We start from the raw sequence: 14,608 nt of genomic DNA on the forward strand, positions 1-14,608 counted from the left end.
AAGGTTTTCCGCACGATAGACCAGCCGCAGGGCGACAGCGTGGGAAGCTGGGACCAGTATGTAGGGCTTGGGCCATCTCCGTTTAACCAGGCGGTCTCTCCGCCGAGTATGATGATCTTCTGCTGGGATTCCATCATTGACAGGAAAGTGTATGAAACCTCGCTGATATTCTCGCCAGAGACCTGGCAGAAAATGCTGCGTACGGAAAAAAGTAACTACAGTCCGAAAGAGACCTATTACTTCCGGTATTTGGTTATCGGGCTTGCGCCGGAAGGAAAAGTCCGGGTGTGGCTGAAGAATAATGGCCGCCCTAACCTTGAGCAAACGAAGACGGAGATTAAAACCCGGTCAGGGAAAGATCTCAATATGTGCAAGGGAGTTACGGGAAGTGATTTTTCCAAAGGCTATAGCAACACTACAACAAAATTTATAAAAGATAAAACCTATCCCTACGGTAGCTGGTGAGCTAACAGATATTTATTTCGATACAAATGAAACCTGTATTCAGGTTCTGCTAATAAACGGAGAATTAAATTGTCAAAAGGATTAATATTACTGGGCGATAAAACTACCCATGGCGGTGTGGTGATTTCTGCCTCGTCAACAATGATAGTGAATGGGCGAGTAGTAGCTCTGATAGGGGATAAAGTGAGTTGCCCGGTTCCAGGGCATGGTACTAATAAAATTATTGAAGGCTCGCTAGAGTGGATTTCAGATGGCAAAGCTCTTGTTGTGAATGGGTGTCGGTGTGAATGTGGCTGCCAGGTCATTTCTGGTGACCCGGAATGTTCAATAGGATGACTAATGAGCTGGAAAAGGAAAAAAGCTGTTGTAACCGAGTTGCCTCCGGCACCATCAATATATCGATGGTTGTGCGCAGGCGTGTTAGCATTTATTGTAGGCTCAATGCTATTTGTTATTCATGCGTCCAGTAAAATAAAAGTGTTATCGGCGCTTAACATCTGGGTAATTTCTTTATTACCAATAATAGTCTGGCTTTTAATGTTTTTTGTGAGGTGCTATTTACGGCTGCGGGAGGTGAAAAAGCATATTTTTTTGCAGAAAGAAGCGCAATACAGCCAGCAACAATGGATGCAGTGGGCTGAACGCTATGTAGCCATTTTGGCAAGCGCTGTCATGCTGCCTGACCATTTCTCTGCCCGCTCTTTTGGGACAGAAAGCGTTCAACAATACGGGTTTGCTCGTAGATTAGTTTTTCCTTCCCGTGAGAAGATGAATGATATCCGTATCCTAAAATTACTGATAGGTGCTGTAGAAAATGAGTTGAGAGATGTTTCTCGAATGTTGCCTTTGCAAATTACGATAGTGAAGGATTGCCCTTCTGATCGGTTGACGGATCATTTCTTTAATGTCTGGCAGGAATATCTATATCAACCGATTGCACCTGAAAATTTACAAATTACAGCTTCACTCTCTTTTTCGGCCATGGAAGAACGACTGAAAAATCCAGAGCTGGCGGCTGAATTAATTCTTGTGATGCAACTAGGCGGCGAAGAAAACTACTCCGATGGTTTGGCGGTTCTGCTGCTGGTAAGTGATGACGTAGCGCGCAACTGTTTAATGCCACATCCTGTGCGCTTGCTCAGACCCATGCAGCTCGATACGACCCGCTTTGAAACGGAGCTCAAGGTGTTTCTCCAGACACAGACCGCCGCATGTAGAACAAAAAATATTATTGGCGATGCAAAAAGCTGGAGTAGTTATTTTGCTGCGCTGATCACTACCGGTAACACTTTTGGCACAATATGGAAACCGGAAGAAAATGAACTACTGGAGAAATGGTGCGGTAAACCAGGGCCATTCTCGCCGTGGCTTTTAACAGCGTTTGCTGCTGATTGGGTGAAATTACATAACTGTTCCGTGTTGGCGCTATTTTCGCATGAGCAGGACTACTTTATTAGTTCATTAACTCCAGGGAGCGGAGATGAAGATACCAGGTAGTTACCTTGGCAGGTTTGGTCTGGCAGGGTTGACGATAGCAGGGCTAATATTTCTCGGCTGGCTCATTAACACTTTTGGTCCTGCGTGGGGAATCAATACCCCGAAAGAACAACTTTTTGCTTTTTTACTGATAACTCTGCTGGTAATTTTTGTGCGCTTTTTACCTGCACTTCACCATAGCGCTCAGGAGCGTTTGTATCGTCATAAGGCACAACTGGCAAATGTTTTACCTGCTGATGATAAGCGACTCGCGCCTGTCGCTCCCTTGAATGTTACCGTTAGTGATATCAAAGATATGATGCGCCACCTTTACGGGCGCTTGTGGGTAAGCAAAATCCGTATTCTGTTGGTCGTTGGTTCAGTTAGTGATGTACAACGGCTTGTTCCTGGCCTTTCGCAGGAGTGCTGGCAAGAAGATCAGGGTACGCTGTTGCTATGGGGAGGCGAGTTGTCTGGTGATATTGATACCGCCTGGCTTTCCGCGCTGCGCAAACTGCGTCGTCGGCCCATTGATGGCGTCGTGTGGGTGACATCTGCTTTCGACACGCCAGCCAATGATGACAGTTTTTCTCATGATAACGTGATGTCCCAGGAGGCGATGAATACCTTCGCCCACGTTTTTTATAATCTTTATGACGCGCTGGGTTGGCACCTTCCACTGTACATATGGTCGTTGCATTCGCAAATCGTCGATCAAACCGGATATGTCACCCAGCCCATTGGCTGTCTGCTGCCGCCAGACTGCTCGCCTGAAAACCTTTCTACGCAACTTTCCTCACTCTCTGCATCATTGATGACTCATGGAGTGCAGCACATTTGCGAAGTACCCAGGCACATGTTTTTACTGAGTCTTGCAGACAGGCTCATCCGCAAATCAGAAACCATCGCCGGACCGCTGGCGGTATTGCTAAATGCCTGGCGTCCTCTACCGCTGGCTGGCCTCTTGTTCAGCATGCCCTCACTGGGAGCAGCGCGGAGTATGCGCCATCACTGGTGTAAAGATAAACGCTGGGACGTATTGCCGGAGTCCGCACGCGCGCTGCCCGCAGGGCTGCGCCCCCGCAAGCCTGGGCCTGACTGGCGGCGGGTGATGGCCGCTTCACTGGCTCTGTTGATGACGCTGTGGGGCGTATGGATGCTGGTTTCCTACACCAGTAACCGCAACATGATCAGTCATGCTCAGGAACAGGCGTCGCTTACCGCACAACAAAATCAGCCTTTAGCCTCTCGCCTGAGTTCCCTGTCTGAACTTCAGAAGACGCTGGAGCGCCTGCAGTACCGTTCAGAACACCGCGTCCCCTGGTATAACCGCGCCGGGTTAAGCCATAACAACGAACTGCTGGCCGCCCTCTGGCCACGTTACCGCGACAGCGCGCTGCCGCTTCTGCGCGATGCAGCGGCGGCGCATCTTCAGCAACAGTTAACCGCTTTTGAACAGTTGCCACCGGATAGTCCGCAGCGGGAGATGAGGGCGAAAGCCAGCTATGACCAGTTGAAACTCTACCTGATGCTGGCGCGTCCTGAGCGTATGGATGCGGCCTGGTTCGGCCCGGCGCTGCTGCGCGCGTGGCCGCAGCGCGACGGGATAAGCGACGGCGTCTGGCAGGGGAGCGCGCCGTTGTTGCTGTCGTTTTATGGCGCGAATCTGGCGGCGCATCCGCAATGGCGCCTGCCAGCGGATGAGGCGACGATAAACCAGGTGCGTTCGCTGCTGATTCGTCTGATGGGAATGCGTAACAGCGAGTCTTCCCTGTACCAGAAAATGCTCTCACAAGTGGAACATCTGTATGTCGATATGCGCCTGGAAGACATGACCGGCGACACCGATGCGTCACGGCTGTTTACCAACGTTGAAGTGGTGCCGGGGATGTTCACCCGTCAGGCGTGGGAGCAGGCCATTCAGCCCGCCATTGAGAAAGTGGTGGAAGAGCGGCGCGATGAAATGGACTGGGTGCTGACGGACAGTAAACAGGCACCGCTGGGCGATGGTTCGCCGGAGGCGCTGAAAAAACAACTGACTGAGCGCTATTTTGCCGATTTCGGCGGCGCCTGGCTGGGGTTCCTCAATGCGCTGCGCTGGCAGCAGGCCGCCACGCTGTCAGACGCTATCGACCAGCTCACGCTGATGGCCGATGTACGCCAGTCGCCGTTGGTGGCGCTGATGAATACGCTCAATATCCAGGGGCGTACCGGCCAGACCGGGGAGGCTATCTCCGATTCACTCGTGAAATCGGCGAAGAACCTGCTCAGTAATGAAAACAGCGACGCCATTGACCAGAACGCGGGCCCGCATGGTCCGCTGGACGCTACCTTCGGCCCGGTGCTGGCGCTGATGGACAAAAATCACGCCGGCGAGCAGGCTCAGAGCCTGCAGGCTTACCTGAGCCGCGTCACCCAGGTTCGCCTGCGTCTGCAGCAGGTGACTAACGCCGCCGACCCGCAGGCGATGACCCAGACCCTGGCGCAGACGGTCTTTCAGGGTAAAGCCATCGACCTGACGGAAACCCGCGACTACGGCAGCCTGATAGCGGCGGGGCTCGGCCAGGAGTGGAACGGTTTTGGCCGGACGGTGTTTGTTCAACCCATGGAAGAGGCCTGGCAGCAGGTGCTGGCGCCAGCGGCGGACAGCCTCAACGTCCAGTGGCAGCAAGCGGTGGTCAGTGACTGGAATGAAGCGTTTGGTAGTCGCTATCCATTTAACAACTCTGACAGCGATGTCTCCCTGCCGTTGCTGGCCAAATATCTCAATGCCGATTCAGGGCGTATTGCGCAGTTCCTGCAAACCCGTCTGAAGGGCGTGCTGCACCGCGAGGGCAGTCACTGGGCGCCAGACAGCGTGAATGCGCAGGGGCTGACCTTTAATCCGGCATTCCTTACCGCCATCAACACCCTCAGCAACATCTCGGATGTGGCCTTCACCGAAGGCAACGCCGGAATGAGCTTTGAACTACGGCCGGGGACGGCGGACGGCGTGATGCAGACCGACATGATTATTGACCATCAGAAGCTGAACTATGTGAACCAGATGCCGCACTGGAAACGCTTCACCTGGCCTGCGGATACCGACGCGCCGGGCGCGACATTAAGCTGGATAAGCACCCAGGCGGGAACTCGCCAGTATGCCGATATGGCTGGCGCCTGGGGCTGGATACGCCTGCTGGATGAAGCCTCCGTCGCGCCTTATCCGGGCATCGGCAGCAGTTACAGTCTGCGCTGGAAAGCCCAGGACGGGCGTTATCTCAACTACACCCTGCGCACCGTCGCCGGTGAGGGGCCGCTGGTGCTGCTTAAACTGCGTAATTTCCGTTTGCCGGAAACTATCTTCAGCGTCGATGCGTCGCAGGCTTCCTCTGAAATGGATGACAGGAAGGAGGCTGACTGATGTCATCGCTGAATGCGCTGCTGAACGCCTGTCAGACCAAACAGAAAACTCCCTAAGGGGCTGATGACATCGGGCCAGCAGACGCTGATCGATATGGTTGTGGCGTACCTGAAGGGCTTACTGACGTGCCTGCACAGTCTGAAAACACTGATCTTTAACGATGGCACTTGTTTGTCGATGAGTGACGCAGAACTGGATACAGCAGGATGAAATGGCGTCAGCCAGTGACTGGCGTCCTGAGGCGCTCGTTGCAGCTGGTAGTCGTGCTGACAACGACACTCTGCAACTGAAGCCGGAAGCGTCGTCAATTGCCGACAGCGACAGGGTTAAGGCCGACCTGAAATCATTGCACCCCCATCATGAAACACCTGCTCGCCGGGCTGATTGCCATCGACCCGGCCCGCGCGGCGGTGCTTTGTGGATAACACTCAACGGAAAAACGAAAACGAATGGAAGATTTAACCCTGCGCTATTTCGACGCGGAAATGCGCTACCTGCGCGAAGCGGCGAAAGAGTTTGCGCAAGCCCATCCTGACCGGGCGGCGATGCTCGATCTGGATAAGGCCGGAACGCCGGACCCTTATGTTGAACGTCTGTTTGAGGGCTTCGCTTTTTCGGTCGGACGCCTGCGCGAGAAAATTGATGACGACCTGCCGGAGCTGACGGAAGGGCTGGTCAGTATGCTGTGGCCGCACTACCTGCGCACCATTCCGTCGCTGTCGGTGGTCGCCTTCACGCCCGCGTTGCAGTCAATGAAAATGGCTGAGCATGTACCCGCCGGGCTGGAGGTTTACTCCCGTCCCGTGGGGCCGAAAAACACGGTCTGCCGCTATCGCACCACCCGCGACATGATGCTTAACCCGCTCAGCGTGTCGGGCGTCACGATGACGATCGAGCCGGACGGGCGTTCGTTACTGCGTATTCGCTTCGCCTGTAGCGAACAGGCTGACTGGTCGCAGGCCGATCTCAGCCGCCTGAGTCTTTATCTGGCGACGGAGGCGCCGGTCAGCAGCCATCTTCATCTAATGCTGACCCGGCGGCAGGCGGCGATGTATCTCCGTCTGCCCGGCCAGGTCGATCGCATCCGGCTTGAGGGTTACTTCTCACCGGGTGGTTTTCGCGAAGAAGACAGCCTGTGGCCGCAAGGCGACTCCGGCTTCAGCGGGTACCAGCTCCTGCTGGAGTATTTCACCTTCCGCGAAAAATTTATGTTTGTCGATCTCCACGGACTTGATGGCATTACGCCGCCAGCAGGCGCTGCCTGGTTTGATATTGAAGTGGTGTTGAACCAGTCATGGCCCTCCGATCTGCCAGTCACGGACGATGCCATTCGCCTGCACTGTGTGCCAGTGATTAACCTGTTTTCTCTTGAAGCGGACCCGCTGACGATTTCCGGGCTGGAGAGCGAATATTTGCTGCGCCCGAAACGCCTGCAGGACGGACATACTGAAATTTACTCGGTGGATGCGGTGATGGGCTCCGGGCGGACGGGAGATGCCGAATATGTGCCCTTCAGCAGTTTTCGTCACAAGGGCGGGATGATGCGCCGCCAGGCGCCGCCCCGTTACTACCACACCCGGGTGAAGCGCGGCGTCACCGGGCTGCATGATACCTGGCTTATTCTTGGCGGGCACCAGTGGGAGGATGATCGCATTATCTCCCGTGAGACGGTGTCGCTGCGCATAACCGGCACTAACGGTCAGCTTCCACGTCGCGCGCTGCAAAGCTCACTCCTGGATCGCTGCGAACGGGTGGTGCAGACCCCGGTCTCTGTCAGAAATCTCTGCAAACCGACGCTGCCGGTCTGGCCGCCAGCGGAAGATCGCTTTCACTGGCGGGTGTTAAGCCACCTGGGCTCCGGCTTCCTCAATATGATGAGTAGCGCGGAAGTGCTGCGCGGCACGCTGGCGCTTTACAACTGGCAGGAGGATGAACTCAATAACCGTCGCCTGGAGGCCATCCAGCAGGTTGAACATCACCGGATCCAGCGCTTCGAGCAGGGATGTTTACTGCGCGGCCTGGATATTGAAGTGACGCTCGACAGCAATGGCTTCACCGGTGAGGGCGACGTTTACCTGTTCGGCGAACTGCTTAACCGCTTTTTCGCCCTCTATGCCGACATGAACCAGTTTAACCAGCTCACGCTGATTGTTCAGCCAGAAGGAAAATGCATACGGTGGAAAGAAAATCACTGTCCGCGCCTGCCCGGCTGATGGAAACGCTGGGTGACCAACTGCCCTACGTCAATTTTTATCGTTTCTGCCAGTTGCTGGCGCAGAGTCAGCCGGATAATCCCGTCATCGGCAGTACCTGGCAGGTTCGTCTGGAGCCGGTGCGCTTTCGCCCCCATCCGGGAATGGGCTTCCCGGCCACGGAAATTAAGGGGCTGGATGCGCCGGAACATGCCTGGCAGCCGCCGTCCATTCGGGTCACCTTTATGGGGCTCTACGGGGTGGAGTCGCCGCTGCCCACGCACTATATCGATGACATCGTCCAGCGCAGAGAAGGCTATGAAGCGACGACCGATTTCCTCGATATTTTCAATCATCGCCTGATTGCCCAGTATTACCGGATCTGGCGTAAATACTCTTATCCGGCGACGTTTGAGGCCGGAGGAAAGGACAACACCTCGCAATATCTGTTGGGGCTGGCGGGGCTGGGCATTAACGGCTGCGCGGAAAATATCGCCACGCCGGCGTCGCGTTTCCTGGCGCTGCTGCCGGTGATGCTGCTGCCGGGGCGCACGGCAGAAGGCATGGCATCGCTGGTCAGGCTTCTGGCACCGGATAGCCGGGCGAAAATCTGGCACCATGACCGGCGGCGGGTGCCGGTGAAGAAAACACTGACCATGAGCGTACGCCAGCCCGTTAGTCTGAAAGGGCGTCCGGTGATGGGGGCATATGCGACCGACGCCAACAGCCAGGTATTGATGCGGATTTCCACCACAATTTCGCAGGAGGTGCAGGGCTGGCTGCCAGGCGGCGAGCTGCACGGCGACCTGATGGCGCTGTTGCATGTCTACCTTGGCTCGCGGCTGGATGTGCGTCTGCAACTGTGCGTGGACCGTCGTCTGCTGCCTGATGCCCGGATGAGCAGCACGGCGGGCGCGGACAGCGTTCAGCTGGGGCGAACGGCGGTGATGAAACCGTTGAATGCCGCTGGGGCGAAGTCAGACAGGACAATCACCATCAATCTGGGGCGTTACGAGCATGTTCAGGAAAATATTAACCGAAGGGAGGCTGATGAAGATGGCAATTACCACTAGTGAAAGCACGGGTAAAAGCGCAGGTAAAACCCCGCTTCTGATTCTGGCGTCAGGATTCACGCTGCTGCTTGCCGGCTGCGGGCTGACCCAGAAAGTCACCGATAGCACGGTGGCGGTGACCAAATCCATTTTTTATAAACAGGTAAAAACCCTGCATCTTGATATTCATGCGCGTGACGCCGTTAACAGCAATGACGGTGGGGTGGCGCTTTCCACCGTAGTGCGTATTTATCAGCTAAAAGATCGTAAAGCGTTTGACGACACAGATTATCCGTCGCTCTTCGCAGACGACAGTAAGGCGATTAAGGCTGACCTGGTGGCGGAAAAAGACATCAGCCTGCGGCCGGGCGGGGCGGTGATGTTGGATATGCCCATGGAGGAAAGCGCTCAGTATGTTGTGGTGGCGGGCATGTTTATGTCGCCGGACCAGGCCGACAACACCTGGCGCGTGGTGCTGAGCCGCGACGATCTTGATCCGGATGAGCCGCGTGTCATCGAAGCCGGTAATAATCGCCTGACCCTCAAAGCAGTGAAGGAGGGCTGATGTGCTGCATGCCTCCTTCTGTATAAATGCGCGGGAAACGGCGTAACCCCTTTTCTCGCCGGTTTATTCCAGGGAGTGGCTTCATAAAATCATTCGCCATATTTTGCTGTGCCTGTTCTTCGCCTGTTGCTGAGTCCGTCGGCGCAGGCGAAGAGCCATAAAGCACGGGGTGTGCCTGGCATACCTCACAATGAAACCAATGATCTGGCGCTGAAAATCCTGGTCTGTCGGGGGAAGCGCAGGTAACTGAGCGTGGGGATATCCATTTAAGCGACGCGACTGTTTATTTCCGGATGGCGAAAAGCAGAAGCCAGACCCTGAATGCGCAGTCAGAGATTAGAAAGGGTAAAACCACGAGCTGGACGGAGCTTGTCGCTGTTTGAACAACGCGGCGTGAAAGGCGTTCTCGATAAAAAACAGGAATCACTGAGGATTAACTGAATGGTGCGTCCGAGTGGACTCGAACCACCGACCCCCACCATGTCAAGGTGGTGCTCTAACCAACTGAGCTACGGACGCACATTAGGATGGTGCGTTCAATTGGACTCGAACCAACGACCCCCACCATGTCAAGGTGGTGCTCTAACCAACTGAGCTATGAACGCAATGCTGTGTGACAGCGGGGACGAATATTAACGGCAGCCCCGGCGCCTGGCAAGGGGCAAACGTCAATTTTCTTTCATATTTCACGCGATTGCCGCGTATTTGCGCAGAATGATGGCAAAGTGATCGGCGTAGCGGGCTGGCGCACATCAAGCGGATAAAAAAACGCCGCCCACAGGGGCGGCGCAGGAATTAGCGCGCGGCGCGCGCCAGGATGGTTTCCGACGGCTGGCGTTGCAGGTAACGCATACGCCACATCATCATAATGGCCGCCGAGGTCAGGCCGAGGATAAAACCGAACCAGAAACCTGCCGGGCCCATCGGCTCCACAACCCAGTCGGTGAGACCCAGAATGTAGCCGCTTGGCAGGCCCAGCACCCAGTAGGCGATAAACGTGATAAAGAAAATTGAACGCGTATCTTTATAACCGCGCAGCACGCCGCTGCCGATCACCTGAATCGAATCCGAAATCTGGTATATCGCCGCCAGCAGCATCAGGTGCGAGGCGAGGGTGACCACTTCCGGATTGTCGTTGTAAAGCAGGGCGATAGGCTCGCGGAACACCACGGTAAAGAGCGCGGTCATGACGGCGAGGCAGATACCGACCGCGATGCCGGTGCGCGCGGAGGTCTGCGCCTCAAGCGTCGAGCCCTGGCCCAGACGGAAACCCACGCGAATCGTCACCGCCGCGCTCATCGACATCGGCAGCACGAACATCAGCGAGCTGAAGTTGAGCGCTATCTGATGACCCGCCACATCGACAATCCCGAGCGGCGACACTAACAGCGCTACCACCGCGAACAGCGTCACCTCGAAAAACAGCGCCAGCGCCACCGGCATCCCGATCTGAGCCAGACGACGAATGACCAGCCAGTCAAAGCGGCTGGCATCCGGCTGCAGGCGAATATCACGCATCGAGCGCGCGCGTTTGACCCAGTAACGCATACAAAAGAACATCACCCAGTACACCGACGCCGTCGCCACGCCGCAGCCGACGCCGCCCAGTTCCGGCATACCGAAATGGCCATAGATGAAGATATAGTTCACCGGAATATTCACCAGCAGGCCGATAAAGCCCATCGCCATGCCCGGCGTGGTTTTAGCAAGCCCTTCGCACTGGTTACGCATCACCTGGAAGAAAAGATAGCCCGGCACGCCCCACAGCAGCGCGCGCAGGTAATTCACCGCTTTGTCGGCGAGCAGCGGGTCGATGTTATGCATCGCGCGGATGATATGCCCGGCGTTCCACAACACAATCATAATAAGCACAGAGACCAGCCCGGCCAGCATAAAGCCTTGCTGTACCTGATGGGCGATACGGTCGCGGCGGCCTGAGCCGTTAAGCTGGGCGATGACCGGCGTAAGCGCCAGCAGCAGGCCGTGACCGAACAGAATAGCAGGCAGCCAGATAGAGGTCCCGATAGCGACCGCCGCCATATCCGTGGCGCTGTAGCCGCCGGCCATAATGGTATCGACAACCCCCATCGAGGTCTGGGCGATTTGCGCGAAAATCACCGGGATTGCCAGAGCTAATAACTGACGCGCTTCGACAAAATACTTCTGCACGTGAACACCTGTATATTGTTGTTATTTGAGAGACAAAAAAGCCGCCGCAACGGGCAGCAAGAAGAAAATGCAGGGGAATTAGTCAGACTATTGTAGCGAGAGTTCACTATTAAGCCAGTGAAATAATGCGCTTAAGACCGCTCAGGCTGGCAAGGGCATATTCCACCTGTTATTGTTCTGGTTATGAATCTCGCGGCCGCGCGCCGCCATGTTAGCGAATCCAGGAGTGGCAAAATATGTTTACCGGTATTGTTCAGGGCACCGCGAAAGTCGTGGCTATCGATGAAAAACCGAATTTCCGCACCCATGTGGTGGAGCTGCCGGACGCGCTGCTGCCGGGGCTTGAGACCGGCGCATCGGTGGCGCACAACGGCTGCTGCCTGACGGTAACGGAAATTAACGGCAACCGCGTCAGCTTCGATTTAATGAAAGAGACGCTGCGTATTACCAATCTCGGCGATTTACAGACCGGCGATGTGGTGAACATTGAGCGCGCCGCGAAATTCAGCGATGAAATTGGCGGTCATTTAATGTCCGGGCATATTATGACCACGGCGGAGGTTGCGAAGATCCTGACGTCGGAAAATAACCGGCAGATCTGGTTTAAAATTCAGGACCCGACGCTGATGAAGTATATCCTGCACAAAGGCTATATCGGCATTGACGGTATCAGCCTGACGGTCGGTGAAGTAACGGCGACCCGCTTTTGTGTTTTTCTGATCCCGGAAACGCTCCAGCGCACTACGCTTGGCGCCAAAAAACTGGGCCAGCGGGTGAATATTGAAATTGACCCGCAGACCCAGGCGGTCGTGGATACGGTTGAGCGTGTATTAGCCTCTCGCGAAGCCGCCGCGGCGATTACCGCGCAGTTGCACCCCGCAGGATAATGCTCTGCTGGTGGGCTCAGGCGCTCACCAGCGTACCCCGCACCCGTTCGCCCGGCGCGCCGCCGGAAAGCAGCGCCACCGCCTGCCGGGCGATACTCTCCAGCGAATAACAGATCGCCGGAACGCTCTCCAGCCCCATGCCGCGCCCGGAACTCTCAAGACTAAACACCAGCACCTGCTCCGGCACCGCGAAACGGTATTCCCGCAGCATCGCCACGGCTTCTCGCGCCTGGCTGTCGTCCGTTACCAGCAGCGCGCTGAATTTCACGCCGCTATTAATAAGCTTTTGCAGCGCGATACGCAGCACCGGCTCATCTTCAATCACACGCTGGCGGTGAAACGGGATCAGGTGGTTTTCCGCCGCCTGACGATACCCCTGTAAAATCTCTGCCGCCGCGTCGCCCGCCGGAAAGTTAATCAGCGCGATATCGCGCCGCTGGTGGCTGCACAGATATTGCACCGCCGTCTGGGCCGCAAAGAGCCAGTCAAACTGAATGCCCTGCGCCGTGGCGGCGCTTAAACAATCGACAAGAATTACATCATCATCAAGCGCGGGCAGGGGAAAGCGGGCGCCGACAATCATCAGCGCGTCGCACAGGCCGGAATCCAGCTCGGCGCGGGCGCGCGTTACCTCTGGCGCGGAACTCGCAAAGCGCAACAGCAGATGTTTACCGTGCTGGCTGAGCTCTTTTTCCAGCGCCTGTAGCCAGCAGGTGGCCTGCTGAACATGTTCGCTGGCGCAAATCACGCCGATGCAGTGGGTCATCTGGCTGGAGAGGGACTGCGCAATGGCGTTTGGCTGGTAGTTCAGCATCTCGGCGGCGCGCAGCACCGCAAGACGGCTCTCTTCCTTCACGCCGCGATTGCCGCTCAGCACGCGGGAAACGGTGGCTTTCGAGACGCGCGCCAGGCGCGCGACATCATTAATGGTGGACATCGTATTTTCCTGCAAAGCGTGGCGGCGCCGGGGCCGCCACTCGGTTACTCATCAAACCCGTTCTTTGCCGCCACCTGGCGGTACCATTCACCGCTCTTTTTAATCGTGCGTTTCTGGCTTTCCAGATCGAGTGACACAAAGCCGTAACGGTTCTTGTAGGCGTTGCACCAGGACCAGTTATCGATAAAGGTCCACATGTGGTAGCCCAGACAGCGGCTGCCTTCGCTCAGGCCCTTGTGCAGCCATTTCAGGTGATCGCGCACAAACTCGATGCGGTAATCATCCTGAATCTGTCCGTCGCGCTCGAAGCGCTGTTCGTTCTCAACGCCCATGCCGTTTTCGGAGATATAACAGCGCGGGTTGCCATACTCTACACGCAGGCGGGTGAGGATGTCGTAGACGCCTTTCTCATAAATCTCCCAGCCGCGATACGGGTTCATTTTGCGGCCCGGCATTTCATAGGCGCTGAAGAACCACTCCGGCATAAACGGGCTGTCCGGGTTTACCTGCGAATCACGGCACTGAATGCGACGCGGCTGATAGTAATTGATGCCGAGCAAATCCACCACACCCGCCGCCAGCAGCTCTTTGTCGCCAGGCTGGCAGGCGGGCAACTGATCGTACTGCGCCAGCAGCGCCACTAAATCTTCCGGGTAACTGCCGCGCAGCGCCGGATCGAGGAAGCTGAGGTTAAACATCAGATCGGCGATCTGCGCAGCTTTCACATCCGCCGGGTTTTGCGAACGCGGATAAGAGGGCGTGAGGTTCAGGATAATGCCGATTTCGCCGCCGTCGTTACGCTCGTGATAGGCTTTTACCGCGCGGGCGTGGGCCAGCATCGTGTGGTAGGCGACCGTCGCCGCGCGCCGGAAATCGACCACGTTCGGGTAGTGGAAGTCATACAGGTAACCGCCTTCCACCGGCACAATCGGCTCGTTGAAGGTAAACCAGTGGGTGACCCGGTCGCCAAACAGTTCAAAACAGGTGCATGCGTAAGCTTCAAACGCGTCAATGACCTTGCGGTTCTCAAAGCCGCCCTGTTCCTGAAGCGATAACGGCATATCGAAATGGAACAGGTTGATAAACGGCGTGATGCCCTGGCGCAGCAGTTCATCAATCACCTGGTTATAGAAGGCGACCGCCTCCTGGTTTACCGCGCCGGTTCCGTCCGGGATAAGGCGCGCCCAGGAAATGGACGTGCGGAAGGTATTGTGGTTAAGCGCCTTCAGCAGCGCGATGTCTTCTTTCCAGTGCTGATAAAACGTGGAGGTTTGCGCAGGGCCAACGCCGTGGTGAAAACGCTCCGGCTGCAGGCGGAACCAGTGGTCCCAGGTGGTGGGCGTTTTGCCGTGGCTCAGGCTTTCACCTTCGGTCTGCGGCGCCGAGCTGGCGCTGCCCCACCAGAATCCTTCGGGAAATGAGTAGTGCATATCCATCCTCATAGCTCAGTCAGGCGCCTGCC

General features: G+C 56.2%; 11 protein-coding genes and 2 tRNA genes. 8 read left to right on the forward strand and 5 right to left on the reverse strand.

What is annotated here, in order from left to right:
• The 7 genes from AACV31_RS09540 to tssJ all read left to right on the forward strand — a co-directional run.
• A partial coding sequence (locus tag AACV31_RS09540) for a DUF2931 family protein (protein ID WP_166337081.1) occupies nucleotides 1-465 on the forward strand: 465 nt, incomplete at its 5' end.
• Between the two features lie 69 nt (nucleotides 466-534).
• Nucleotides 535-801 (forward strand): PAAR domain-containing protein, encoded by a 267-nt coding sequence (locus AACV31_RS09545; RefSeq protein ID WP_161588890.1) that lies wholly within the window; start codon nucleotides 535-537, stop codon nucleotides 799-801.
• A gap of 3 nt (nucleotides 802-804) precedes the next feature.
• Nucleotides 805-1,962: a hypothetical protein gene (locus AACV31_RS09550; RefSeq protein WP_105596618.1), complete on the forward strand. Its 1,158-nt coding sequence runs from the start codon at nucleotides 805-807 to the stop codon at nucleotides 1,960-1,962.
• The gene (locus AACV31_RS09555; RefSeq protein ID WP_165153781.1) at nucleotides 1,946-5,344 is read left to right on the forward strand and encodes an ImcF-related family protein; all 3,399 of its coding nucleotides are present in this window, start codon (nucleotides 1,946-1,948) and stop codon (nucleotides 5,342-5,344) included. The genes AACV31_RS09550 and AACV31_RS09555 overlap by 17 nt, the downstream gene beginning before the upstream one ends.
• Nucleotides 5,345-5,793: 449 nt before the next feature.
• Nucleotides 5,794-7,557, forward strand: a complete 1,764-nt coding sequence (gene tssF / locus AACV31_RS09560; protein WP_165153783.1) for a type VI secretion system baseplate subunit TssF — start codon at nucleotides 5,794-5,796, stop codon at nucleotides 7,555-7,557.
• Nucleotides 7,512-8,609: a type VI secretion system baseplate subunit TssG gene (gene tssG / locus AACV31_RS09565; protein WP_165153785.1), complete on the forward strand. Its 1,098-nt coding sequence runs from the start codon at nucleotides 7,512-7,514 to the stop codon at nucleotides 8,607-8,609. Before tssF ends, tssG begins: the two co-directional genes overlap by 46 nt.
• On the forward strand, nucleotides 8,587-9,153 hold the full coding sequence (tssJ, locus tag AACV31_RS09570; RefSeq protein ID WP_165153787.1) for a type VI secretion system lipoprotein TssJ: 567 nt from the start codon (nucleotides 8,587-8,589) through the stop codon (nucleotides 9,151-9,153). The genes tssG and tssJ overlap by 23 nt, the downstream gene beginning before the upstream one ends.
• A gap of 442 nt (nucleotides 9,154-9,595) precedes the next feature.
• On the opposite strand, the gene AACV31_RS09575 is transcribed toward tssJ, so the two are convergent.
• The 3 genes from AACV31_RS09575 to mdtK all read right to left on the reverse strand — a co-directional run bounded on the left by AACV31_RS09575 (nucleotide 9,596) and on the right by mdtK (nucleotide 11,322).
• A tRNA-Val gene (locus AACV31_RS09575) sits at nucleotides 9,596-9,672 on the reverse strand.
• Between the two features lie 9 nt (nucleotides 9,673-9,681).
• Nucleotides 9,682-9,758, reverse strand: a tRNA-Val gene (locus AACV31_RS09580).
• Nucleotides 9,759-9,948: 190 nt separating this feature from the next.
• Complete coding sequence (gene mdtK / locus AACV31_RS09585; RefSeq protein ID WP_165153789.1) at nucleotides 9,949-11,322, reverse strand: MdtK family multidrug efflux MATE transporter; 1,374 nt, start codon at nucleotides 11,320-11,322, stop codon at nucleotides 9,949-9,951.
• Between the two features lie 236 nt (nucleotides 11,323-11,558).
• Between mdtK and AACV31_RS09590 the strand changes: the two genes are divergently transcribed.
• A complete protein-coding gene (locus tag AACV31_RS09590) occupies nucleotides 11,559-12,209 on the forward strand; it encodes a riboflavin synthase subunit alpha (RefSeq protein ID WP_105539087.1) in 651 nt (216 codons plus the stop codon).
• A 16-nt stretch (nucleotides 12,210-12,225) separates the two neighbouring features.
• Here the strand turns inward: AACV31_RS09590 and AACV31_RS09595 are convergent, their stop codons facing one another.
• Nucleotides 12,226-13,146, reverse strand: a complete 921-nt coding sequence (locus tag AACV31_RS09595; protein ID WP_165153791.1) for a LacI family DNA-binding transcriptional regulator — start codon at nucleotides 13,144-13,146, stop codon at nucleotides 12,226-12,228.
• Nucleotides 13,147-13,190: 44 nt separating this feature from the next.
• The gene (locus AACV31_RS09600; protein WP_165153794.1) at nucleotides 13,191-14,576 is read right to left on the reverse strand and encodes a glycoside hydrolase family 1 protein; all 1,386 of its coding nucleotides are present in this window, start codon (nucleotides 14,574-14,576) and stop codon (nucleotides 13,191-13,193) included.
• Between the last annotated feature and the right edge of the window lie 32 nt (nucleotides 14,577-14,608).

This window comes from Cronobacter sp. EKM101R (genome assembly GCF_963888145.1).
Lineage (GTDB): Bacteria > Pseudomonadota > Gammaproteobacteria > Enterobacterales > Enterobacteriaceae > Cronobacter > Cronobacter turicensis.

Bases quoted from the DNA above. Each gene is read 5' to 3' on its own strand.
- AACV31_RS09550 (WP_105596618.1), top strand. From the start codon at position 805: ATGAGCTGGAAAAGGAAAAAAGCTGTTGTAACCGAGTTGCCTCCGGCA.
- AACV31_RS09555 (WP_165153781.1), top strand. From the start codon at position 1,946: ATGAAGATACCAGGTAGTTACCTTGGCAGGTTTGGTCTGGCAGGGTTG.
- tssF (WP_165153783.1), top strand. From the start codon at position 5,794: ATGGAAGATTTAACCCTGCGCTATTTCGACGCGGAAATGCGCTACCTG.
- tssG (WP_165153785.1), top strand. From the start codon at position 7,512: ATGCATACGGTGGAAAGAAAATCACTGTCCGCGCCTGCCCGGCTGATG.
- tssJ (WP_165153787.1), top strand. From the start codon at position 8,587: ATGAAGATGGCAATTACCACTAGTGAAAGCACGGGTAAAAGCGCAGGT.
- AACV31_RS09590 (WP_105539087.1), top strand. From the start codon at position 11,559: ATGTTTACCGGTATTGTTCAGGGCACCGCGAAAGTCGTGGCTATCGAT.
- AACV31_RS09595 (WP_165153791.1), bottom strand. From the start codon at position 13,146: ATGTCCACCATTAATGATGTCGCGCGCCTGGCGCGCGTCTCGAAAGCC.
- AACV31_RS09600 (WP_165153794.1), bottom strand. From the start codon at position 14,576: ATGCACTACTCATTTCCCGAAGGATTCTGGTGGGGCAGCGCCAGCTCG.